The organism is Alteromonas sp. DY56-G5, from assembly GCF_041414725.1.
In the GTDB taxonomy this organism is placed as follows: domain Bacteria; phylum Pseudomonadota; class Gammaproteobacteria; order Enterobacterales; family Alteromonadaceae; genus Alteromonas; species Alteromonas macleodii.
The window spans coordinates 13,571-36,476 of record NZ_JANHZQ010000042.1 but is presented as its reverse complement, the minus strand read 5'-3'; the positions used below and the strand labels follow the sequence as shown (position 1 = coordinate 36,476).

Genomic DNA, 22,906 nt, shown 5'->3' with positions numbered 1-22,906 from the left:
AGAATTCACAAAAAGCGCGTTCATTTGGCCGTCATCATTCTGATGCCGATTTCGAGGGGATGGGCGCAAAACCCCATCTTGGATAAAGATAGTGTCTTCAGCGTATTTAACCTTTTGAATAACGTCCGCTGTTCCGTAGGAATAGCAAAAGTACCCGTTACCCGACTTATCGAAACTCAGGCTCGCGAGGTAAGGGCCCATGTTACCTGTCCAGAACCCAATGATTTGTGAGGGTGCCGGCTCAGCCTTTATCTGCACAAAATTGTTGTTAAGCATATCATCAACGGGAGACTGGCATCCGGCTAAAGCCAACGAGCCTAAAACCAGATATTTGCGTACATTCATAATCGTCCTTAATGTGAATAGGTGTGGTAGGTACCAGTGTAGTACGGAATGACCATAGTACGCGTGATTCTGAAGAAAAAACACAACCACCTGCCAATTACTACGGCAACATACCCCTATACCGTCTTGCCAAACTTCCCGCAGCTTCGCTGCGGCGGCAGCGCGCTCCGCGCAGTTGTGCAGGTAGAACGTGAGAAATTGGTGAGTGAGTAGGGGAGGTAAACGAAAGTGGGTCACAGGTAGTGGACAAGTAACGCACGTTTACTATGGGGCAGGTTGGTGGATGTATAGTGGTGTGTGAGGTGAGTCCTTTGTTGTGGGTGAGTCGTCCTAGCTTGCGCTTTAGTCAATGAGTCCGGCTAGGGTTCTTATGCTGTGTTGGTGAGAAAAGGATTTATTGGTTTAGGGAATTTTAGGGTATGTTGCCGTAGTAATTTTCTTTACCCAGTTATCAACAAGGTTGTGGATGGTTTATTCGTTGGATTTGCTGGTGTTTGATGAGTTATTCACTTTTTCGTTGTTAGTAGGGCGCTTGGTTACGCGCCCCCTTTTATAACGCACTTTGTGTTGAATAGAACTATAAGATTATCGATAAGTCGGATTCATCTAGTGTTGTTTTTCTGCCTAGATGTCCCTACAATAATGGGCTGGTTATCCTGCTGCGACCGCCCACCCTGCGTAATGGAGAAAGACAGCTATTTGAATACCATCGCTTCTCGTAATTATTCTCGAGCATCGATGTAAGCGCAGTATATCGATGTTAATACACATTGAGGATAATTTATGTCTAATTTAAATCCGTTCGCAGCTAAAAAAGCCCGTCACAGTCTCTTGCTCGCGGCTATTAAAGACCGATTGGGCGACAACGTTATATCTTCGTCCAAAGCTGCGGATTTGTACGCGGAGCTTCTTGGCTATCAAAACCAATCAGAGTTAGTTGTCAAAAATAAAGACTGCTCGGTCCAGTTACTTAAACGCTTGAGCATCGAATCCGACAATTTGGATTGGCATGCGAGCTCACCCGCGGTTGTCGAGGTGTTTATGCGATACATCGACAGTATTGATAGCGAATCCGTTGATCAGTTAAGTTCGATGACGAGTGATTTATGGCATGAAAGCATGCCATCATCGTGGTATCCCGTGCTTGTGAGGCATTTACGCAGAATACCGGACCTTCGTTATTTGCGTCATTTTGAACAACACAAGCAATTATCTGCGGCATTGTGTTGTTTGCGCGAGAATGGGGAGGGGACGTTCAGCCGGCAGGCCGAAATAAGGCTTATCTTTATTGTTTTCTTTTTACGCTGTGTTGCTAATCGCAACATCATCTCAAAGGTGTCTTTCGAACAAGTTTTTTATTTATTTCAACCCGTAAACTTCTCTCGTCTTTATTGGTATTACAATAACTCGCGACGCAACGCCGATTGGAGCGCAAGCGAACGACAGTTGTTAGATGATTATCAGGATAAGGACGATCGATTAGTTAATCCTCTCGGTGAGGAATACCTCAATGAGATGTATCTCTCTTTTGTTCCCTTATTCGAAGCCCTTACAATTGGTCATGACCTTGATGTGGTGACTGAAGAATTAGCCTTTATCGATGAGCGCTGGTTCTAAGTGGCGTAAGGGCGCCAATATGGTGCCCTCACATTTAAATTCTCATTATACGTAGTTCTTTCTTTTGGTTCTATTATGTATTGCGAGCGCTTGAGTAAGCCACGTTGTTTCAATTAATCGCTTAAAGTCTTCATGATTCAATATTGTGTACTTTTGCTTTTCAAACTTAGCCTGATGTTTGCGGATTTCCTCTCTTTTGAGAAGCTTTTGAAGGCGAGTAGCAGGCTGTGGCCATAGCAACACAAACTTTCCATCTTTATACGTATAATATCGCTCATCAATGTTGATAAGATTACTTACACCCACTTCTACGTTTCCTTCTAACTCCATACGACTCATTAACTTTATTCCGGTGGTAGAATGGCCGTACAGTCGCTGAAGTAGCGCTAGCGCGTCACTATCAAAAACAGTACCGCGGTGGTTCACACTTTTAGCTATGGCGCTATCACCGTATTTCGCGGCTAAATAACACACTAACCCCACTAGCCGGTGACTACCGTTGCTCGCAAAACATATTCCGTTGTAAGAGTGCACTTGTAATACACCTCTAGCGCCAGCGGCGGGGAATGGTTGGTCCTTTATTTCACTTTTGAAGTAATCAATTACCTCGTCTGTCCATCCCTCGCCGTGAATATACTCTTTTAGTGTCCCAAGCCATGTGGGCTCATGTGAGGGGATACCAGTTATCCGAGTTTGACTCATATTCCCAAACGCACCGACAGGAATGTGTTCTACTGCTTCTTTCATATGTACTACGGGTAAAATCTTGCTCAATACCTTTAGAGGCTCTTCATCCACCATATTTCGCTTAATGACGTGGCTTTGTGATGCGATTGAAAGGTCTCGTATAATTTCAATAATAGGTGTACTCATATTAGCTGCTCCAATTTCTATAAGTGTGTTAACAATGTATTGAGTACAAAGCTTAACTCGCTGTACCCTTATGAAAGTTTGTTAAACCACCTAAAATCGCGTCTTATCGAATTAGACTAAGCTATTTTGACCTTCGTAATTTCGTATAACATAGTAAGTGTAACCATAAGTGGTGAAATATCCTGCTTAATAACATTTTGCATTGGTCATACATTTGGGGCTACAGCCGGTGGTTAGCTCCACGATGGTTAAGAAAATTGCTGGCCGGTTCAGAACTTCATAGATCTTGGTTAAGTGAATATCTAGGTGTTTATGAAAAAAGGGGAGAGGTTCGGAGTGTGTGACCGACATTGGTTCTCTTACTGGTGTAACAAATAGTCATTGGGTCAGGAAAAGCAGTACCTAAAGTATTTATCAACGGACAAGCTATACAGTGATAGCATTACTGGTATTAGACGTCTTATTCTCTCATAGATGAAACGAACGCTACCGAAGAGCGTCCGATTTATGAAGGTAGAGAAGCATATATGGTTCGACAGATTTCAGATACCAATTCTCGGTTATCACACTAATCCAGCCACATGCCAATCTGGTTATTTATTGCCAAACTTTTTATCAAACTCCTCTTTTTCATCCGGTAGTAGGGTCGCTGATTCTACCTTGTAATATTCCTGACATTCTGGAATACATATTTCATCATTGCCATCACCACCGTCCGCCCAGTAATAGCCAATGATGTCTGAGTCACGTCCAAACAATTCATGTAAGTGCAGCTGCAACGTATGTTGGAATTGAAAACTGTTATTATAGCCCGATAGCTTAAAGCATTTACTGAGGAAATTTGGTAAGTCCTTAAAGTCATCAGGCCTTTTTATACCGCGCCACACTTTTGATGAAGAGAGCTTTAAACAGTACCTAGAATTTGCTGGTGGATTCGCGTTTCTCATGAAATGCCATGCGTATGAGCCAGCATAATGCATGCTCGTTGAAAACCATTTATTGCCAATAAGTGTTAGTTTTTGTATGTCGACGCTGGTGTCAGAGGATTGACAGCCGTGATAAATGCGGCGTGGCAGTTCAATGATTTCCCAGTTTTTAATTTCATCCAGTAGGTCTTGGGATATTTCCATTTTGGGTTGAAACCTTGATGTCTTTTCTGTCTTATTAACTGGCGCATTGGCCACGGTGTTATTATTTGTATTCAGTGAAGTATCATCACTGCTGTTAGCTGTTTTCTTGCTAGAAAACAACGACGTTAAGCATTTGAGCATTCATCACCTCAATTTTCTGTAGTACTCGTATTCTTTGAACCAGTCCTTTGAGCCATCAGTCATGTGCCTGGTTCGATTAAATTCAGTAAGAAACGTTTCGTTGTCTTTCGCGTTCTTTAGCATGGTGAGTAGTTGAGGAACACTGAAAAAACGGCAGTTGAAGAAAGAATTGTGGTTGTCTTTACAATAGTACTCTTGAAAAATATCGGTTTTATACTGAGATCGGAGTTCTTCCAAGTATTTATTGGCCTTCTTATCTTCTTCCTCATTGCCGCTTTGTATCCTGGCGTTGATCAACGTTTTTAGTATCATATGGACGAAAGAACCATCTTGTAGCCCGAAGTAACCAAATAATGTCAAGGCAACGCGCTCTACATTACGGCCATTCAAAGATAGCTCTGTTCCGTCCTTAAAGGTTATTTTGTCTTGCTTTCGCAAGGTATACTCATGAACTCCTGTCTGCGCAAGCGCATGGAAGAGTGACTGTGATACATCAATGATTGACTTCATTGTGTTTCCTGCTCGAGAGAAGGATGTCAGTGTCTTTCTTTTTAGCTCAAGAAAAATAATGGTGTCGTCTGTTTCAATAATAAAATCACATTCACGTTCTTTACTTTCAACCTTCAGGTCTTTGCGTATAGCATCGCTAACTTTGTATTTTTTTCCAGCATAGAACGTAACACCATGCTTCGTGAGCAAACTGCTGACAAGCTCTTCTGCAATATCGCCGACTATATTTCCGTTTTTTCGATTTGGATTGAGTTTCTGCTCAAGCGAGAAGTAGAACCCAAAATTGCAAAGTGTAGGGTTAACATAGCAATATTTTTCGCCTGTTTTTATAAACGGCTTCATAAAGTAATTTCGCTGACTAATATCTTCCGGCTGAAGGTATCCTCGGTTAAGTTTTTTTGCATCCTGGGATAATTCGGTGAGCACAGCTTCGATTTCATCTAAGGTGTACTTCAAACCTAGCGGATGCAGTAGTTGTTGGGGGGTAAAGAACAACGGCGAATCATGCGTAGCCTGTTTTGATGCCCATTTAAGTAAATCAATATGGATAGTTGCGTTGAAGCCCTTAGTTGTCACTAGCGGTGATGCAAACTGACCTTCAACCATTGCTATCATGTGCTCAGCATTAATTTGGTCAAGCGCGTAATGCTGGTCATACAATATTTGCTTCTGTATCGCCGGCAGTATGGTGTTGTGAGTATGGAACATATCTTGATAAACGTTGAACGTCTGTAAATCATGAATACAGAAGTACAACTGCGCCAACTCTACGCATTCATTGTACCAATTTTTTAGTTTTTTAGATTTTACAGGCTCATGTAGATTGGCCAGGCTCAAATTAAACAGATAACCCCATGGGATGCTGGGTTCAAGTTTTCTATTTGGTGAAGGTGAACGTCGAAAATAGTAGCGCTTAGTTTGCCTGTTATAAAAGCTCCCCATTAAGTGAAGCGTGTTTTCTAACGCAAAATACCCCATTTTGTTAAATCGATAGCTCAAGGCTTCAAACAAACGCTCTTCACTGTCCTTATCAAACTCTACGCGGCCGAGTTTAATACTAATATTATACCCCTTGGCGATGAGCGTCTTGGCAGCGTTTGCAATGATGATGTTTTGATTATTATTACTTAAAGCCATGCTCTTATCGCTGTCGTAATCACATAGAAAGGCATATGCCTCTAGCAGTGATTTTATCTTTCTCCATTGCTGTGGTGATGATGGATAGTGTTCTGTTACGCCAATGTAATACCGCAGTAATCGCAAAAAAGTGTGGGCATGGCCATGTTGTTTTTCATCAGCGATAAAATATCTCAAAGCGATATGACTTTGTATGGTATCAAAATCGTTTGCTGGTAATGCTTCGCTCGCTAACAGGTTCTTTATATGGGCTTCAAGATGCTTTTTCAGGCCTTCTTTTGTTAGAGGCGCCGGCACATCAAATTCGAGTAATTCGGCGATGTCTTGCGGTTGCGTAAACTTCGTCGGTACTAGTTTCCATTCTTGGTCATTGCGCTCAAACAGTGAGATTAGTTCAACCATATTTTCCCTCCCTGAAAATGCTAAAAGTCAGTCAAATTGTCGGCTATCAATGAGCGCCTGTATATTTGCAACATTATCGAGCGTTGAAACAGCAGATAACCCGTCCGTGACGTAGTGTGCATATTCCTGTCGAGATATCTCAACTATATTTTCGGCAATCGTTTTTATTAGGGTGCCAGCAGATTCAGGGTCGATGTCTGTCCCTTTAAACAGCTCCCTAGTAAACCAACTTATCTCTTCATTTTCTTCAGAAAGCAAGGATTTAAGCCTGTCTTCTGTAAGGCGTAAACCCTCAATTTTATGCCTTAGCGTTGTCTCATCAACATCTTCGCAGTTTATTTCAGTCATTAAGTGGGAAACGCAATGATTGACGTTATGTAGCGCTACGTAACCGCCACGATTTATGCTTTGTTCATTACATCTAATAAACGAGTATTCGCTAATAATATCCGCAATTTCACTTTTTGTTAGCCTTCCAGACATACAACTATTTCCGGTTTCTTAATAAATCCACGTCAATAGGGGAAAATAGAGTTTTCACGCTGCTCTTTTGATTATGGTACCAATATTTTTGATTTGTTCGCAGGGAAAACATGCTCTTTTTGATTTAAATATCTAAAAGTCAAAAGTGTAACAATACGCAGCATCACTTGTGGTGAGCTCAAAAAACAGTAACCTAACTAGTATTATTCAGGAGTTGAAAAACAACAGGAATTTTAAATGAGCAGAAAAAGAGTAGAAGAGCAAATCGTTAACTTTCTCAAGTCACCTAAGCCAAAGGTATTAGGGGTTCCTACCGTGAATTGGTACGTTTATCTGGCACTATCCAGTAAGTCGATGCCTTATGTCTAACAAACGATTGTAGGTATATCACTCCACCTTGTTGTTGCACGCTTTGATAGGTAATCTCTGCGCATCGCGTGCTTTTTACCGAAGCCCTTAGATGCTATTTGCATGCTACTTTTGCCGTAGCGACCGTTGATTGCATCAACAACGTGCATCAGCCCGGCATTAACTTGAGAGGGTTCAAACAAGTTTCCTTGATAATGGGTTTGCGGCCGTATATCCAATAACCCTACACCGCATTTGTAAAAACACACGCCTGGTTTGAATATTTTATCAATCAACGCTTTTATCGCGTTAGATGCAACACGCGTATCAAGTGTGGGTACCGCGAACTGGTGATACGCTGATTTCCGGTAGAACGCGGTATCATCATGCGGTGAGTTTGAAGCAAAGACGGTCATCGCACCGGCTAAACTATTTTGCTTTCGTAATTTAGCCATTGCCGCTTCACAATGGCCTACAAGCGCTCTATGTAACTCATTGCTGCTGGTCACGCGCTCCCCAAACGTTCTGGTGCTGTATATTTGCTGCTTGTCTGGCCTTACATCGTCCCACGCTATTCGAACTTCACCATTAAGCTCTCTGATAGTATTTTCCACCAGAATAGAAAACTGTTTGCGCATATACGTCGGCGATTTTTTAGAGAGTTCATAAGCACTGTGGATACCCATAAATTCAAGTTTTTTCCCCAATCGGCTTCCAATGCCCCAGACGTCCGTCACTGCCATTTGTTTAAGTATGGCCACCCGCTCTTCATCTGAAGCGATAACGGCAACGCCGCGGTATCCCTCAATGCGCTTTGCTGCATGACTGGCTGCTTTCGCTAATGTTGGTGTTGGTCCTCCACCGGCGCCTACGGGTAGGCGCACTTCTTTCCAAACGGTCTTTCTTATCTCGAGGCCTAGGGAAAGCCAGCTTTCATGATTTAGTGGTTTATCAAAACGTGCGAACAGTTCGTCAATCGAGTAGATATGAACGTCATCTGCAAACCGAGCAATCGTATCCATCATTTTATTACTCAGTGACTGATAGAGTTCGTAGTTTGAGCTGGTCACAACCACGTTGTGTTTATTAACAAGATCCCTAACCTGAAAAAAGGGGACAAATTTCTTAATTCCGAGGCGCTTTGCAATAGGGCAAACTGCCACAATTGCGCCGTCATTTGCTTAGGGTGATGGTAGGGCGCTTACGCAGATGGGGAGCGAACACCTTTTCAGCTGAACAATAGAAGCTCGTAGAATCAATTAGAAAGTACATTACGCGCCTATTTTTCGATTTAGTGGCTTATGTATGCGAACCGACCTGGTTACTACCCCTTCAACAGAAAAGTCGTCACCGTCACGAAGAAAATAAGGTCGAGCATTTCGCTGAGCCGATATGAGTGCGCGCTGGTGGAGATCTAATCGCTTACAACAAAATACGCCATTTAGCACTGCGACAATGACCGACATGTGCTTAATCTCTTCAGCACGAGAAACGATGAGGATATCGCCGTCAAAGATACCGTCCAATTCCATTGAGTGGCCCTGAGCAAGACCAATCCACGTTGCGGAAGGTTTTTCAATCAAAAGTTCGTCTAAACTGAGCTCCATTTCGGTATATTCAGCTGCTGCGGATTCAAAACCAATGAGACCGGCTTGTGCTTTAATAGGGATTACTTTCATAAAAACGCTTAACTGTACAAATATACAGTTAATTGTAATTTTAACGCGGCGATTAGGTCAAATTACAATTCAAACACTGTTTATAACTAGCTAAAAGCAATCGCGTAATTCACTCATCTATCACTTGCACGAGCGCCACAAGACAAAAACCATTGGATAATAGTCACTACCCAGTAAACCCGACTTATTTAGCTGAAAATTCACTTCAAAAACGCTAGTATCGCTAGTGTTACAGTTAAGGTAGTTTCCCCCTTATGATAAACGTTGACCAATACCCAGTTTTAAAGTCTCTTTTATGGGATATGCAAAATGTTTCTGAATTATCAGAGGCTGATGCATACCTGTATTACGAGAGCAGGTGGCGATTTGTTGATGAAGCTGAAATGACCCAAGCTGAACATGCATTTTTACAGGAATTGATTGAGACAGAAGGAAAGGGCGTATTTATGCCCAATGGATAAGTGATGATGTATAGAAGAGCACGACATAACGCCATTCATGAGGCGCTACTTCAGTTTGACAAAGCATTCTTGTTGGACAACAAGGTGCTCTTTGGTGGTGGCACACGCATTGCCATGGAGCTTGATGAATTTCGTGAGTCTGTAGACATTGATTTTGTCTGTCCTTCTATCGAATCATACCGTGCGGTTCGCTCTGAGGTATCTTCATCTAGTTTTGGTGACCTGGTTAGCGGTGAGCTGGAGTTAATTAGAGAAATACGTGCAGACCGATACGGTGTTAGAACCGCGATAAAGGTCAACGATACACCAATAAAGCTAGAATTTATTTCTTTTAGCGACTACCGACTAAGTATGGCTGAAACCACCAGCTTACCTGTGCCGGCACTAGACCAAGACAGCTGTTACATTACTAAACTTCTCGCACTGGCTGACAGGTATGCTTTCCCTGACAAAAAAGACTTCATCGACTTATTGACCATGCAAAGAAAGTGGGGCGCTCCTAGCCAAAAAGCATGGGCTGAGGTAAAGCGGCATTATGGCGAAGCCCCATTTAAAACACTTCACAAGCAATTAGACACGTTCTTGGCTAATCCCGGGCCAATACTATCCGCTGCAGCGAAGCTCGATATAACTGACGAAGCAACACTAGAAAACCTACACCAAAGCGCAGGGGAGTGGATAGTGAAAATAAAGCATGAACTGGCAGAGCGACAACAATTAACTGATGGCCCTAATCTGGGTTAGGGGTAAAGAGATACTTCAAAGGAACATCAATATATTGGCGTAGAGTACAAAATTGCCAGCCAATTTTAATATCAATTTCGGACGCTTTCATCAGTTGGATCTTAGACTATGACTGCGAAAAAGATTGTTCTGGTCTCTTATAAATATTGAAAATGTAGTATCAAGGAATGATTATGAAGAACATGTTACTTGTTATCCCCTTATTAATAGGAGGATGTGCTTCTGAAAATAGCTCTCCGAAAGCGATACTTATGGATCTAATTGAGCAGAAAAACCCAGTAGATATTGATTGGGTAAACAGCTTTTCTGGTTCTGGTGCAAAGTTCAAGTGGCACTATCCAACAGACGAATACAAGCTACTCAACAAACTAAATGAAGCATGCAACATATGGTTTGAAAGCTCATCACCCGATAGCAAATCAACACTAATTGGGGTGTTGCGCCCATCCCCTCGAAATCTGAATTAGCGCAATTGACAGCATTTAAAGCGCTTTGTTTGAGTTCGTGGCGAGATTTGTTTAATTCCACTCGCGAGTAAACCTCCTTCTGCGTTTATCTTTGTAGCTTCTATCAGCCATTCGCAATCTTCGCTAACGGGGGGGAACGCTTTAAGATAGTGCTGTTGTATATGCTCATCGACCATTGCCATGAATGGAGTCAGTATAAATTCGCTCAAACACACTTTTTGCATAGGAAGAATGCCTAATCCTCGCCGCATGAGGAGCACAAATATCAGGTATGCGTTTTCGTGTTCTACCCAGATTTTACGGACACATCCATAAAAAGGCATACTGTGCCAGAAAGGAGTGTCTAAGACCAAACGAAGAAAGTATTCCCCAGAGTTCAAACGCAAAGCGGTATTACTTGCCCAGCAGCGTGATGCCATTTGTGAGCAGATTGCATTGGATATTGGTATCATTCCTAACCTCCTGAGTCGCTGGAAGCGCGAAGCGGCAACGTTCTTCGCCAAAGAGTTACCGTAAGGTATCTGGATATATCGGGTTGCCGCGCAACATTCTCAGTTGGCCTCATGTGTCGTTGTTTGAACGTTTCTCCCAGCAGCTATTACGCTTGGGTGGAGCGTCAACCAAGTAAAAGAGACCTTGCTAATGCCAGGTTGGTAGAGCGAATGCATGAGATCCATGATGACAGTGGCGGGATTATCGGTGCACCTCGGATGTACGAGGATCTGCAAGCTGAAGGCAAGCAAGCGAGTTTAAACCGTGTGGCCAGATTGGTGTCTCTGAATGGACTTTTTGGCTGGTCACGTAAAAAGGGCCGAGGTGCAAAGCGAAAATCAGTGCGCGCAGCCGGACTATCCAACCATTTAAAACGTGACTTTTACGCCCGTGAGCCAGAAACCAAATGGATGACTGCTATCACAAAGGTCGTGACGCTGGAAGGAAAACTCTATTTGTGTGTCGTGCTGGATCTGTTCAGCAAACTCATTGTTAAATTGTCGATGCATCATCGACAGGAACGCCATATGGTGATGCGTGCGGTTGAGATGGGAGTCTGGCAGCGCCAGGAACAGCATAACGTGATCTTGCACTCAGATCGCGGTACTCGATTCACCGGTGGAGACTACCAACGGCTGCTAAAGCAGAAGAATTTAACCAGTAGCATGAGTAAGGTTGGCCATTGTGCAGATAATGCTACCTGTGAAGGGTTCTTCGATGTGTTGAAGCGGGAGCGCATTAACTATCGGCAATACCGAACAAGAGATGAAGCAAGAGCAGATATATTTGATTATGTAGAACGGTCCCATAATCCAAGAATGCGGCGTAGACTTGCTAATGAAAACAACAAGTTTACGTCTTTACTAAACCGTCCGTGAAAACGGGTTAGAACCCCATCTTCCTAAGGCCAAAAAAATGTCTTGGCTATAAGCAGACCATTGCAGTAATCAATGAATTACGAAAGGCAACTTAATTTAGCGAGTGGTGCACTTCGGAATTGAATTCGCGATTCATGATCTTAACAGCTCCTTATGTAAAAAAAAATTCATAAAAACTAACCTACTGACGAGCTTGAATAAATAAACAATTTGATCAACTATTATAAAGCTGAATAGTTCAGCATTGTAAAAAAATCAAGGAGTTTTTATGCTTAAAATGTTTAGTGGTAAAAATAAAGATCAGAAGAAACTAACGGATAAAGTAACAAAAGTATTATCAGAACAGGAGATGAAAGCTGTTTCTGGAGCTGGACCTGTTTGTTGTATAAGTGAAAATGGCAAAACAATATGCTTTGCTGATCCAGTAGAAAAATAATTAATGTGTAGCCCCTATTTAGGGGCTTTTAAAATATGATATTAATCTCGAACGAAATAAATTATAAAGATCCGTTAGTTAAGTCTCTTGAAAGATATTTAACAGTTAGAGGAATCGAATACCTTAACATAGCTGACGAAATCGAGTCTGAGCGTGGTATAAAATTTTCTCAAGGCAGCTTTCCATTTATAGATGATCTAGATAAAAGTTGTTTTTCGTCATTGTTTTGGCGTATACCGAAAGTAGACAATGCGCGAATATACGATGGAAATGAGTTTGAAATATTCAATTTTAACAAATTTGTTAAATATTATATTGAATTGCTTTCGCAAAGTTCAAATTCTATGGTTAAGCACCCATACTCGAGTAACGCTGAAAACAAGTTAATTCAACACAAAATTGCACAGAGTTTAGGATTTACTCTTCCGAAAACATATATTGGTAACAATAAGAACGAGGTGCTAAATTTATTTGGAGAGAAAGTTTTATTCAAACCTTTGCAATCTCAAGGCGTGGCAGATAACTCATTTGTTGGTCCAACATTGATAAAACGTCAAGAACTTTTAGAACTAACCATTGTATCTCTTCCGGGAATCTTCCAAAATTTTATTGAAAAAAAATATGAAGTTAGAATTGCATTATGGGAAGATGATTACGCCAGTTGCAAAATTAGTCCAAATTCTGGAGCGTACGGGTTTGATTGGCGTATTTGGCCCAAAGAAGAGTTTTGTGTTGAATTATTTTTGCCAACAGACAATCTCATTTTCCTGTGTCGGAAAATGCTCAAGAGCCTAAATTTAAATTTTGGTGTTTTTGATTTTATTATGGGAAAAGATAATAATCTCTACTTTCTAGAAGTAAATCCAGCCGGTTCTTATTTATTCCTTGAGCTGTATTTCCCCGAATGTAAAGTTTTTCAAAAAACAATAAATTTCCTTTTAAATGGTAACAATGTTGATGAAAACGTTAGCGTAGATAAATTTTATGTCGAGTGAGTTTGATTATTATGGTAATGCTAAAAGTATTTATCGAATCGATGCTTTAACCAAGAATAATAATGGTATCTCTGAGTTAGAATATAAATTTAAAAAATCGAGTATTATATTTATATTTTTTTTTGCTTTAGTGATTGTTTGTTTAACTATCATTGTTTTTTATCTACCTATTCCTCGAAAAATGTCTCTTTATGGTGAAACATATCATTCCGATATATCGGTCTACAAAGCACCTGTAGCTGGGTTTGTTCATTTTAATGATGAAAAAATAGGAAGGAGTGAAAGCGTTTTATTTACAATATCAAAGAAAACAGGAAAATTTTTTTTTGAAAGAAAAGAAAACATAATTGAAAGCCTATATAAAGAAAGGCTTGGAATTTTGGAAGAAAATATTAGTTTGATTGTTAAACAGATAGTAAGTGATTTGGAGTTAAAGAAAAAAAAGATCAGACTGCTTTCAAATAAAATAGAAAACTTAGAGCTTCAAAGAGAGAAGCTTAAAAGTATGGTAATTTCTTTCAAGCAAATTTATAGAATAAATTATGAAGCGGAAAAATTCGGCGCTACTTCGAAAGCAGAATTAGCAAATTCAAAAGCAAGGTATGCTGATTCAGAGCTGCAAATATTAAAGTTAGTCAATGATTTGGAAGAGTTACGTTTATCGAAAAAAATCGCAAATAGCGAAGTTTTTAATTTAGAGAAGAGATTGGAATTAGAAAGAAATAACTATAAGCTTTTGTCTAAAGACGTCCAATTCGATATACAAAACTATATTGAGAACAATTATTTTTCCCAAAAATTACAGAAAAATGGTGATTTTCATAAGAGCCCATTTCTTCATTCTGACTCCTTTGTTAATGAAAATGATATAATTGGATACTCAATTAATAATGACTCACAAGTTATTGTTCGGTCTCAAGCTCAATTGGAATCTTCTCACTTTCTACCAATCGGTTCTGAAGCTATCTTTAAGATTAGAGATAAACAAAATGCTCGTGATATTGTTATTAAGGGGGAGTTATTAAAAATTATATCGTTAACAGTATTCAATGAGAATATAAAAGAAAGTGAATCTTTAGGAAACGAGGCGATTTTACAATTTTCAGTTAAAAATCAAGATGTTATAGGTCATTTCCCTTTAGGGACACCGGTCGAAATAAATATAAAACTCCCAGAGAAAACGATTTTTAATAGGTTATTTCCGTATGACAAGAGTTAAAGAAATTTATCAGGCCGAGATTGCCGAATGCGGAATTGTTTGTGTTGCAATGGTTGCTGACTATTTTAGCTATAGTACCTCTATTGACAAAATAAAATTATCTTTTCCTTCTTCAATAAGAGGAAATAATTCTTATCAAATTTGTGAGATATTAAACTATCTGAATATTGACTCTAGAGTATTAAGGTTAGAAATTGAAGACCTTCACGAATTTCGTCACCCTGTAATTATTCATTGGTCTCTTAGCCACTTTGTTATATTAGAAAGAATTAATCATAAGCGCGCGGTCATAGTTGATCCTTCAAGCGGTCGAAGAGAAGTCAGCATTGAAGATTTTTCTAATATGTTCTCAGGAATCGCAATAGAGTGTTGGCCAGGCGCTGATTTTAAAGAACTGAAGGAAGGTTCGAATTCAGGGTTGAGGGATATTGTTTTTCGCGATAGTTCGAATATTAAAGCATTATTATTAATAATCTCAATAGCTATTATTGAACAAATCTTGTCGGTCTCAATACCATTATCTCTGAAATATTTTTCAGACTTTATTGCTTTCACAAAAAACTCCCAACTTATTGCACCAACGGCTTTTATCCTCTTCATTATTTGTTTATTATCATTTTTACTAAGTCTTTATAGAACAGAAATTACTTTAAAGTTTGGTGCTTCAGTTTTCTTTAAGTTCTCCTCATCGATATCTAATAAGTTGTTCAAAATACCTCTAGATTTTTTTTACAAAAATGAGTCTACTAGCATTGTAGATAAAATAAGCTCTTTAACTAATTTACGAACAGTTCTTTCGGAAAATATTACATTTTTATTTATTGATTCATGTGCTTTATTCGTTTTGCTTGTTGTACTTTTTATTTTCTCACCAGTTATTTTTATTATTTGCTTTTTTGGTATTTTTATTAATTTTTCTATGCAGTTATATACGCTTCCAAAATTAAAAAGTAACTCGCTAAAAGCTATTGAATCATGGTCCAACTGGCGTTCTATGGCTGAAGAGTCTGTCAGGTGCATGACACAATATAGAGTCTCCGGAAATTACTTTAACCAATCTAAAAGACTCAATAATAGACTGTCAAAGTCCACGATGGCGACGATCAAAGACGAATATTTTAAATTTAAATTAAACTCCGTTCATACAATGATCGCTAATATACAACTTTTAATCATTATCAGCTATTCAACGCATTTACTTATAAGCGAGGTTATAACAGTTGGCTCACTTCTGGCAATCATCGCGACTATAGGGCTTGTAAATGCTAGAGTTTCATCTCTTAGTATGCATTTTTTCTCAATTAAGGAATCATCAATATATCTTACAAGAATAGCTTCAATTCGTTCGCAACCAGTGGGGTCAAACTATACGTTCTCGAATACGTCAGATATAGCTATTGAGTTTCAAAATCTGTACTTTAAGTATCCTGGGGCGAGTGAGTATCTAATCGAAGATCTAAACTTTTGTGTTTCTAAAGGTTCTTCCATTGGACTATATGGCCCTTCAGGCAAAGGAAAATCCACACTTGTAAAACTTATACTAGGTTTAGAAAGCCCGACTAGGGGCAAAATTTTGCTTAATGGTAACAAAGTGCCAAAGGACAGCATCAATATGTCAGATCTAGATGTAATGGCAATTTTACAAACGGATAGTTTGTTAAATGGTTCGATAGGCGACAATATAAGTTTTTTCGATGAACATTTAGATGTAAATAGAATTGTTGAGTGTGCTAAATTGGTTGGATTGCATGAGCAGATAGCGACGATGCCGATGAGATACGAGACACTAGTTGGGCCAAATATAAGTTCTTTATCTGCTGGTCAGGTTCAAAGAGTGCTTCTTGCGAGGTCTTTATATTTGAACAAAAACATCTTAATCTTGGACGAAGCTACTGCAAATTTGGATATCGAATCAGAAAGAGCGGTCATCAATATGTTAAAAAATGCAGGTAAGACTTTGTTCATTATTTCACATAGGCCAGAGACGCTTCAAGGTTTAGATCTCTTAGTCGAATTTTCTAAATCCTCGCTTAAGGTAATTAATGATGAATAAATATGTCAAAGAGTCCATCATATGCTCTCTAATTTTTTTAATGTTGTTTGCTTGTTCTACAAATAAAAGTTTTAACACAATTTATCGTCCTCTAATCACTGATTCCATGATTATACCATTGAAATCTAGTAAAGAATGGTTTGAGTGCACAAAGCACGAAGAGTGTGTAATTGTAGACGACATGAGTTGTGGCCTCGCTTCTGTAAATAAAAAATTTGCGGCCGACTTTCATCTGTGGGCTTTAAACTGGGAACATCGAACATCTTCAGAGTTATGCCTAAACAAAAATCGTAATGAAATTAGGTACAATGCAATTTGTTTTAATAGCGAGTGCAGTTCAGAGCTTATCAGATAACAGAGCAGAAGAGTTGCATATGTTAGTTTGAGTTATAATAGTGTGATTACCAAGGGATACTGACGGTGTAAGTACCAAGCGATTTTGACGTAATCACACTAACAATGGTACGGCGCCTCGGCAAGCTTTGCCAATCTAAAAACAGTGGTATTCATGTTTTCCCTCAGCCAGATATAACGAGCGCCGCTAGCGTGTATGTCAACGCTTCTTTGAGATTAGACGGCAATGCGCCGCTTTATTCCCATTATATCCTCTTATTAATTGCGTTCTATTGTTAATAGTGGAATGGATCTATCCAATAGCTGCTTCTATTGATACAACAATGTCGTCATGACTTATTATGAATTTTTTTTCGGTAGGGTGCTGTAACATTAGCAAGTTCGTTAAGACTACCTCCGCTTGCTCAAACCGCTTCATATCTTCTAATCCCAAAATAATAGTTGGCATCGTTTACCTTGCTTGCATAATTAATTACAGAAATTGTCGCACTTTAAGCATAAAGCTATCACCTGTATTATGGGATAGAATTTTTCGAGGAGACTAGTTCTCATTTGGCAAAGTAACGAAGGGCACTATTCACCGAATTGATTAGCTAGATATAAGCTAAAGTGGGAATTTTATGCGAGAACCACCAGTAGTATTAGTAAAGACATGGTATGAACTTTTATTAAAGGCAGAAGACGAAAATTCTAAGATACATGCTAGAAGGATGCTGTTAGGTGCATTTGGTACACAAGAGGCTATGATGGAATTTCTTAAAAAACACAAGATAATTTAACTGTGAAGAGGTGGCCGGTAGGGTTTTACATGCTGTGAGCATCCAAGCTGAACAAGGGGAGCTTTCCCTCCGGCCATGGCTCTCTGTCCGCTATTCTGGATGCCGAGTGTAATTCAAAAACTTGGTCAAAATATGGCCCTCCTTTTTGTATCATCAACCTCAAGGGTTGAAGCCACCTCAAGTGTACTTCAAACCTAAGTAGTCTTCCAAGACTCCGCAGCAATTCATTTCGACTTCGGACTTTATTTACACAGTTAGATGTTGTGAATACATAAAGAATTACTTCGAGCTGATTTCATAGAACTCAGAAGTGTAATTTTTCTCTTCATTCCCTAAAAACTCTTGGAAATCATCGCAGGTTTTGTTTTTGTTGTGCTTTTTAATTTCTGCGGCGATAAAAGTATGCGTTTTTAGCGCAAAATCCGTAAACCCGTCATCGGTGCAAAAGGCGCAATAAGCATTCTTAGGGGTCTTTGTACTATCGTTTTCTTTATAACTATTATCTTCGATTAAAAGGTTGCTGTTAATGTCTTTATAAAATGTATAACTGTAAACAGCATTCTTACCACGCCTATAGGTCATAGTGCCATGGTTACCTCTAATGTCATAATCTGTATACTTCAGCAATGGAGCGACAAGGATACTGTTCTCTTCTCTGTAGACATGGCGGTAGTCGTACATTAAATGGCCAATAAGATTAGTGCACGCTGGTTGAAGAGACCAGCCTTCTACACGTTCAAAAAGTGGTGCCCTCTTCGCCGCAACATCTTCGTAGGATAGTCCAGAATTATATCCGGGCAGAGTCGCACCACAACCGAATAATGAGATTGAAATCACAGGGAGGGTTGAGAAAATAATCCTTTTTATCATTTATAATTCCTAAAATAGTAAAGTGAAATTTGATTTTAAAGTAGCCTGATTCATTATCAACCTACTATTAATAATCGGCAAACTGCTCGCTCACCTAACTTTGGCCATGCCCGTTTTACCAGCTTGATATTGTTTAGCATAGCGTATAGCCATGGCTTCGCTTTTCCAGTTTCCCGAAAGCACAATTTCTGCCATAGGTACGTCAGCCTCCATGAGCGTGAGAACACCACCGGTGCGCGTGCTGTGGCAGGTAAATTTACCATCGGTGTTGATGGCCATACCAATTGCCTCATACCTCTTTAATAATGCCTGGTATTGCATAGGCTCTTTCTGAACAGTTTGCTTAGGGGAGAGTTTGCGAAATATATAACCATCAGTAATTTTTGCGGTATCGAGCCACCTTGTCAGTAACTCTGCAGTTTCGTCAGACAAATACCCGTAGTGGCCTTCACCCGATTGATCCGTTTTGGAACGCGGGGCAAAAACTGTCTTCGCTTGCCAGTCGATATGATTGACTTCAATGGCCAGAATGTTGGATGCGCGAAAAAGTGTATCGAGTGCGACATTGATCAGCACCGCATCGCGTAAACCCAATAACGAGTCTACATTTAACACACGATTTGCTACACGCACATCATTTAACTTTAATGGCTTTGCTTGCTTTTGCGCCGCTGGTTTTTCTTTAAGCTTCCCGTTCACATAACGACTGAAAAGCTTGGAGTGCTTCCATGGGTCGGGTAACTCGCTTACGCCAATGAAAAAGCGCACCGACGCGAGCTTTCGTTTGATGGTGTGATGTTTAAGCTCAGACGCCATAAGTTCATCGAAGAACGCCTGGCATGCAATCTTGGTAATTTTCCAATCACTTGCCAGTGCCGGCAACGCATGTGCACGGCAAAACTTAAGGTATTGATTGAAATCAGACTGATAAGCCTTACGCGTATTCAACGACATCGTTTCCCACACCGAGTCTCTTAGTTCAGTTAAATTTTGAACCACCAGCTTTCGATGTTCTTCATTCAGCGAAAAGTCGCTTTGCGCTAACGCGATTTCATTTGCCATGCTATTAATCGATATAAACATAATTATCTATAATAATAAAATAGCACAGCAAAGAGAGCAAATAAAGCGTTACATATAACGCTTACATAAAATAACAATAGTAGGGTGGTCATAGCCGTGATATAAAAGCGTTATAAGTAACGCAAACGCAGGGCAGGGTAGTGAGCAACGATAAGATTTGGCAGGAATATATAGAAAAGAATTTTGATAAATTCATTTCATCTTTAAAAAGCGACGATTTTATAAGTGGCAAAAAAGAAATTATAAACGATAAAGACATTGATTTTTTAGAGACTAAAAAGACTTATGATTGTCTTAGAAAAATAATTACTCAAGATGCCATTAAAAAGCTTCAAAATAGATTTAGAGCGCACAAACATAGAGAAAACAGAGGAATAAAAAATCTTCAATTAAAATCACATTCTCTTAATATGCTTGATAAGTTTAAAGCGCAGGTGGGCGCCGACACATTGGAAGAGGCGATAGACTTTTTATTGTCACCCGACTATCGCGAATATGAACACGATGTGGACCTGGCTAAGCAGCGGTTAGGCGAAGGAAACTTTGATAGCACCGAATTGATGCTCGACAGCTTTACCAAAAGACTGAAAAACTACGACAGAGAGCGCTTATCGTTAATTATCGAACTGGCTTTCAATGAAGGCTGGAGAGCAGCAAAGCAAACGAAGAAGCGCACCGGCAACCCTCGACAAGAAGCGCTTAACCAGTCAGATTTATATAATAGCGTAGTGAAATTAATCGCTAGGAGTGTAAGTGTTGATTGAAGAAAATTATTGGAGAATTTTTGCACCCAACAACATGCTAGCTTCTCTACGTGACCTAATGGATGAAGTATGTCGACAAATTTGCGAATACAGAGAATCTGTTCCCATCGTGCCAGAACTATGCTTACCGACAGCTGCCAAAGAAGTGTCCCTAACGCCACTCATCATGCAAGCAGCCTACAATCTGCATCGAAATGACAAAGCTGTCTTTTGGCCAGTATCCGAAATGACAGCAACAAGATATGAAAAAGGATCAAAGGGGCGCATTGATATAGGTTTATTCAGTAAGAGACACGCCACTTTTATTGAGTGCAAGGCAGTAAGAAGCAGCGCAACCAACAACAACAATAATAGAATTGAAAAGGCGTTAGACAAAGCAACGGAGCAACTGATGGATATAGAGTTGGAGACACTGCTATTCAATTCACCAGAAGAAACGATAAATAACATTCGTGCAAATAACAAGCTTATACCCATGGTCGCAGTCAATGTAACATGCGATACGAGCAGGTTGGCTAATCGCGACCGTCTATTTATGAAAAAAGCGCAATCAATTCGTGAAAGTTTCCGAAATTCAATGATAGTACAGGTCAGGTATAAACCTCATTTCATACGATACAGTGGTGATATGAATTTAAAAAATGAAGACAGAAAATTAATGTCTATTGGTCATATATTTATTTTAGATGGAATGAACATGAAATTAAGATAGGAGATTTGTTGACGCATGATAATTACACTTATCATGCGTGAACTATTAAATTAATACAAAATAAATTATGTTGAATAGTTTAATTATCGTTCCAACCAAACTCTTTAGAAAGTAATTTTCTTTTCCATCTATTCTCTATTTCAATCACTGACTCTTTAGACAAATCAATGTCGCAGACTTCAAGGATAGAGTATTGGAACTGACTAAAGCCCCCTTCTCCGGTTTCATTGAATAGCAACCGCAAGAGCTTATTACCCCCATGATGCCCATTGGCATAGGCTGACCATCGATTCCAAAAACCACCAGCCCCATAGGCGCTGCCCACGTACTGTTTTCCCGTTAATCTATCACTAATTAGATAAACGCCAGACACAGATGAAAGCGCGGTCTTCCATGAGGGGTATTGGTGTCGATACAGCATTTCTAGTTCACTTCGGGATAGGCACACATGCTTGAAGTCGGAGAAATCTTGGAATGCCATTGGCTCTGGTAGAATAGAGTGAATCGTTGCTCTACCAGAAAGGGTTTCACCGGTGGGATACGAATTACGCCCTGTACGTTTAAAGTGAACTACCAGCCGCCCGATAAGGCTCTCGCCTATGGTAGTAAGCTCAGTGTCATAGTAATGACATTTTCCGTCACTGCTCGACGATGAGATACCTTTTGATAGATAAACACCGACAAATAGCCACTGGCAAACCCCGGGCAACTTGATAAGCGAAACGATATAGTTACGACCGAAATTGCGCTTAGTTTGAGCTTGCTGCCATTGCTCAAATCGCCCGTCGAAAAATGTTTCTAATGGGTTTTCAATTCCGTTCCATACGGCTAAGTGGCCTTTCACATCTACTGGGTCTAGCTCTAAAAGCTTGAGTACATCCATGTTCCTAATTTACCTATTATTTAATACTACAATTCAGCCATCCTTATAACACACTGCCACTACCCCATAAACCGGAATAGATTTGAGCTGGTGGGTAAATAGGCTTAAAATTGCTGTATAAGTAAACAGCACTATGGTTAATAAATGTTTCTACAATTCCACATGAGTAATATTGAAGCGTTTCTGAAAGAGCTAGAAGAACTGCTCCTCGATAGCGCCTGCCCGGCTTCAACATATTACTACGCCATTGAGCCTGTACTTAAAGAACAAGAAGAGGAACTTATTGAGCACGGCTACTCAAGCATTAATGTTGATATGTTTACTGGCCAAGAAGCGATTTTAAAAATTATTGATGCTTATAAGGACATGTACGTATTCGATGAAACGCCACAAAAGTCACGCCGGTTCGTACAAAAACACCCTGGCTTCGTAGTAGCAACCAAAAACAAACGAGAGATTATTGCTTGCATTGAAAAGATCAATAATGAGAAAAAGGCGTTTAGAGCGGCAGTAGTAAAAAGCAGTGATGATGCCTACGAAAAGTGGCAGAACGTGCATGACCGATTCAATTATTTAATCACAACGTCGGCTTATCGCACCATCTATGCATTTAAAGAGGATGTTCACCGCGTAAATTTCAATTGGGTTTCACGCCCACTCCATAAAGCTTATACGCTCGAAGAGTTGAAACAGAAAATAGATAAAGGGGTTCATACCGTTCCCTTGTCTTATTCTCGTCAAAGTTGGCTAGAGAAGCTTGAACACGACAAGTTGTTACTAGATGCACATCAAAACGCAGAATTTGCGGTTAAACGCCGGATAAAGCTGCGGCCTGAATCATCCATCCGATTAGAGGATGCAGAAAAAGCAAAGGGATATGCTGCGAGTTTGCCTTATGTTCTTTTCTCCCCCCCCAAATACCATACCCACCTTAGCAGTTTTATTGCGCCGGCAGAGGTAAAGAACAAAAGCAGAATTGGAAGCGATTGGATTTTGATTAGTGAAAGGATGAACCTGTATAAAAGAAATACCGCCTAATGGCGGTATTTCT

The 22,906-nt window shown here is 39.9% G+C and carries 21 protein-coding genes and 2 pseudogenes; 13 read left to right on the top strand and 10 right to left on the bottom strand.

Annotation, left to right across the window (positions count from 1 at the left end; genetic code table 11):
• On the bottom strand, positions 1-345 hold a 345-nt coding region (locus tag NO989_RS17385), incomplete at its 3' end, for a J517_1871 family lipoprotein (protein ID WP_371342946.1).
• Between the two features lie 783 nt (positions 346-1,128).
• Here NO989_RS17385 and NO989_RS17380 point away from each other — a divergent pair.
• On the top strand, positions 1,129-1,962 hold the full coding sequence (locus tag NO989_RS17380) for a hypothetical protein (protein ID WP_015068645.1): 834 nt from the start codon (positions 1,129-1,131) through the stop codon (positions 1,960-1,962).
• A gap of 45 nt (positions 1,963-2,007) precedes the next feature.
• On the opposite strand, the gene NO989_RS17375 is transcribed toward NO989_RS17380, so the two are convergent.
• From NO989_RS17375 to NO989_RS17360, 4 genes are all read right to left on the bottom strand, one after another.
• Entirely contained in the window at positions 2,008-2,835 is an 828-nt protein-coding gene (locus tag NO989_RS17375; RefSeq protein ID WP_015068644.1) for a hypothetical protein, read from the bottom strand.
• Between the two features lie 593 nt (positions 2,836-3,428).
• Complete coding sequence (locus NO989_RS17370; RefSeq protein WP_015068643.1) at positions 3,429-4,106, bottom strand: hypothetical protein; 678 nt, start codon at positions 4,104-4,106, stop codon at positions 3,429-3,431.
• A gap of 3 nt (positions 4,107-4,109) precedes the next feature.
• Positions 4,110-6,155 (bottom strand): hypothetical protein, encoded by a 2,046-nt coding sequence (locus NO989_RS17365; RefSeq protein ID WP_015068642.1) that lies wholly within the window; start codon positions 6,153-6,155, stop codon positions 4,110-4,112.
• A gap of 27 nt (positions 6,156-6,182) precedes the next feature.
• Entirely contained in the window at positions 6,183-6,638 is a 456-nt protein-coding gene (locus NO989_RS17360; RefSeq protein WP_015068641.1) for a hypothetical protein, read from the bottom strand.
• Between the two features lie 237 nt (positions 6,639-6,875).
• Here NO989_RS17360 and NO989_RS17355 point away from each other — a divergent pair, with 237 nt between their 5' ends.
• Complete coding sequence (locus NO989_RS17355; RefSeq protein ID WP_257720492.1) at positions 6,876-7,007, top strand: hypothetical protein; 132 nt, start codon at positions 6,876-6,878, stop codon at positions 7,005-7,007.
• Here NO989_RS17355 and NO989_RS17350 read toward each other — a convergent pair.
• Together NO989_RS17350 and NO989_RS17345 are read right to left on the bottom strand one after the other, a co-directional pair.
• A pseudogene (locus NO989_RS17350) lies at positions 7,004-8,258 on the bottom strand (Y-family DNA polymerase). The gene NO989_RS17355 and the pseudogene NO989_RS17350 overlap by 4 nt on opposite strands.
• Positions 8,258-8,665 (bottom strand): S24 family peptidase, encoded by a 408-nt coding sequence (locus NO989_RS17345; protein WP_015068639.1) that lies wholly within the window; start codon positions 8,663-8,665, stop codon positions 8,258-8,260. Before NO989_RS17345 ends, NO989_RS17350 begins: the two are co-directional and overlap by 1 nt.
• A gap of 254 nt (positions 8,666-8,919) precedes the next feature.
• On the opposite strand from NO989_RS17345, the gene NO989_RS17340 reads away from it, so the two are divergent.
• The 8 genes and pseudogenes from NO989_RS17340 to NO989_RS17305 all read left to right on the top strand — a co-directional run bounded on the left by NO989_RS17340 (position 8,920) and on the right by NO989_RS17305 (position 16,410).
• Positions 8,920-9,126, top strand: a complete 207-nt coding sequence (locus NO989_RS17340; RefSeq protein WP_015068638.1) for a hypothetical protein — start codon at positions 8,920-8,922, stop codon at positions 9,124-9,126.
• Positions 9,127-9,129: 3 nt separating this feature from the next.
• A complete protein-coding gene (locus NO989_RS17335) occupies positions 9,130-9,870 on the top strand; it encodes a nucleotidyl transferase AbiEii/AbiGii toxin family protein (protein ID WP_051025797.1) in 741 nt (246 codons plus the stop codon).
• 173 nt (positions 9,871-10,043) lie between these two features.
• Positions 10,044-10,337, top strand: coding sequence for a hypothetical protein (locus tag NO989_RS17330; RefSeq protein ID WP_015068636.1), 294 nt, complete (start codon positions 10,044-10,046; stop codon positions 10,335-10,337).
• Between the two features lie 339 nt (positions 10,338-10,676).
• A pseudogene (locus NO989_RS17325) lies at positions 10,677-11,718 on the top strand (IS3 family transposase).
• A gap of 257 nt (positions 11,719-11,975) precedes the next feature.
• Complete coding sequence (locus NO989_RS17320) at positions 11,976-12,143, top strand: hypothetical protein (protein WP_157669848.1); 168 nt, start codon at positions 11,976-11,978, stop codon at positions 12,141-12,143.
• 35 nt (positions 12,144-12,178) lie between these two features.
• Complete coding sequence (locus NO989_RS17315) at positions 12,179-13,138, top strand: hypothetical protein (protein WP_250245354.1); 960 nt, start codon at positions 12,179-12,181, stop codon at positions 13,136-13,138.
• Entirely contained in the window at positions 13,128-14,357 is a 1,230-nt protein-coding gene (locus tag NO989_RS17310; RefSeq protein WP_015068628.1) for a hypothetical protein, read from the top strand. Before NO989_RS17315 ends, NO989_RS17310 begins: the two co-directional genes overlap by 11 nt.
• Complete coding sequence (locus NO989_RS17305) at positions 14,344-16,410, top strand: peptidase domain-containing ABC transporter (protein ID WP_015068627.1); 2,067 nt, start codon at positions 14,344-14,346, stop codon at positions 16,408-16,410. Before NO989_RS17310 ends, NO989_RS17305 begins: the two co-directional genes overlap by 14 nt.
• A 1,412-nt stretch (positions 16,411-17,822) precedes the next feature.
• Here NO989_RS17305 and NO989_RS17300 read toward each other — a convergent pair.
• Positions 17,823-18,413: a hypothetical protein gene (locus NO989_RS17300; protein WP_015068624.1), complete on the bottom strand. Its 591-nt coding sequence runs from the start codon at positions 18,411-18,413 to the stop codon at positions 17,823-17,825.
• 90 nt (positions 18,414-18,503) lie between these two features.
• Positions 18,504-19,475 carry a tyrosine-type recombinase/integrase gene (locus tag NO989_RS17295; RefSeq protein WP_015068623.1) on the bottom strand — a complete coding sequence of 324 codons (972 nt, stop codon included), beginning with the start codon at positions 19,473-19,475 and terminating at the stop codon, positions 18,504-18,506.
• Between the two features lie 161 nt (positions 19,476-19,636).
• On the opposite strand from NO989_RS17295, the gene NO989_RS17290 reads away from it, so the two are divergent.
• Positions 19,637-20,260: a hypothetical protein gene (locus NO989_RS17290; RefSeq protein WP_015068622.1), complete on the top strand. Its 624-nt coding sequence runs from the start codon at positions 19,637-19,639 to the stop codon at positions 20,258-20,260.
• Positions 20,250-20,972 carry a hypothetical protein gene (locus NO989_RS17285; protein WP_020746639.1) on the top strand — a complete coding sequence of 241 codons (723 nt, stop codon included), beginning with the start codon at positions 20,250-20,252 and terminating at the stop codon, positions 20,970-20,972. The genes NO989_RS17290 and NO989_RS17285 overlap by 11 nt, the downstream gene beginning before the upstream one ends.
• Before the next feature lie 79 nt (positions 20,973-21,051).
• Here the strand turns inward: NO989_RS17285 and NO989_RS17280 are convergent, their stop codons facing one another.
• On the bottom strand, positions 21,052-21,855 hold the full coding sequence (locus NO989_RS17280) for a GIY-YIG nuclease family protein (RefSeq protein ID WP_015068620.1): 804 nt from the start codon (positions 21,853-21,855) through the stop codon (positions 21,052-21,054).
• A 144-nt stretch (positions 21,856-21,999) separates the two neighbouring features.
• On the opposite strand from NO989_RS17280, the gene NO989_RS17275 reads away from it, so the two are divergent.
• Positions 22,000-22,893, top strand: coding sequence for a DNA replication terminus site-binding protein (locus NO989_RS17275; protein WP_015068619.1), 894 nt, complete (start codon positions 22,000-22,002; stop codon positions 22,891-22,893).
• Positions 22,894-22,906: the final 13 nt, after the last annotated feature.

Coding starts and splice junctions, on each gene's coding strand:
- NO989_RS17380 (WP_015068645.1), top strand. CDS start 1,129: ATGTCTAATTTAAATCCGTTCGCAGCTAAAAAAGCCCGTCACAGTCTC.
- NO989_RS17375 (WP_015068644.1), bottom strand. CDS start 2,835: ATGAGTACACCTATTATTGAAATTATACGAGACCTTTCAATCGCATCA.
- NO989_RS17370 (WP_015068643.1), bottom strand. CDS start 4,106: ATGCTCAAATGCTTAACGTCGTTGTTTTCTAGCAAGAAAACAGCTAAC.
- NO989_RS17365 (WP_015068642.1), bottom strand. CDS start 6,155: ATGGTTGAACTAATCTCACTGTTTGAGCGCAATGACCAAGAATGGAAA.
- NO989_RS17360 (WP_015068641.1), bottom strand. CDS start 6,638: ATGTCTGGAAGGCTAACAAAAAGTGAAATTGCGGATATTATTAGCGAA.
- NO989_RS17355 (WP_257720492.1), top strand. CDS start 6,876: ATGAGCAGAAAAAGAGTAGAAGAGCAAATCGTTAACTTTCTCAAGTCA.
- NO989_RS17345 (WP_015068639.1), bottom strand. CDS start 8,665: ATGAAAGTAATCCCTATTAAAGCACAAGCCGGTCTCATTGGTTTTGAA.
- NO989_RS17340 (WP_015068638.1), top strand. CDS start 8,920: ATGATAAACGTTGACCAATACCCAGTTTTAAAGTCTCTTTTATGGGAT.
- NO989_RS17335 (WP_051025797.1), top strand. CDS start 9,130: ATGATGTATAGAAGAGCACGACATAACGCCATTCATGAGGCGCTACTT.
- NO989_RS17330 (WP_015068636.1), top strand. CDS start 10,044: ATGAAGAACATGTTACTTGTTATCCCCTTATTAATAGGAGGATGTGCT.
- NO989_RS17320 (WP_157669848.1), top strand. CDS start 11,976: ATGCTTAAAATGTTTAGTGGTAAAAATAAAGATCAGAAGAAACTAACG.
- NO989_RS17315 (WP_250245354.1), top strand. CDS start 12,179: ATGATATTAATCTCGAACGAAATAAATTATAAAGATCCGTTAGTTAAG.
- NO989_RS17310 (WP_015068628.1), top strand. CDS start 13,128: ATGTCGAGTGAGTTTGATTATTATGGTAATGCTAAAAGTATTTATCGA.
- NO989_RS17305 (WP_015068627.1), top strand. CDS start 14,344: ATGACAAGAGTTAAAGAAATTTATCAGGCCGAGATTGCCGAATGCGGA.
- NO989_RS17300 (WP_015068624.1), bottom strand. CDS start 18,413: ATGATAAAAAGGATTATTTTCTCAACCCTCCCTGTGATTTCAATCTCA.
- NO989_RS17295 (WP_015068623.1), bottom strand. CDS start 19,475: ATGGCAAATGAAATCGCGTTAGCGCAAAGCGACTTTTCGCTGAATGAA.
- NO989_RS17280 (WP_015068620.1), bottom strand. CDS start 21,855: ATGGATGTACTCAAGCTTTTAGAGCTAGACCCAGTAGATGTGAAAGGC.
- NO989_RS17275 (WP_015068619.1), top strand. CDS start 22,000: ATGTTTCTACAATTCCACATGAGTAATATTGAAGCGTTTCTGAAAGAG.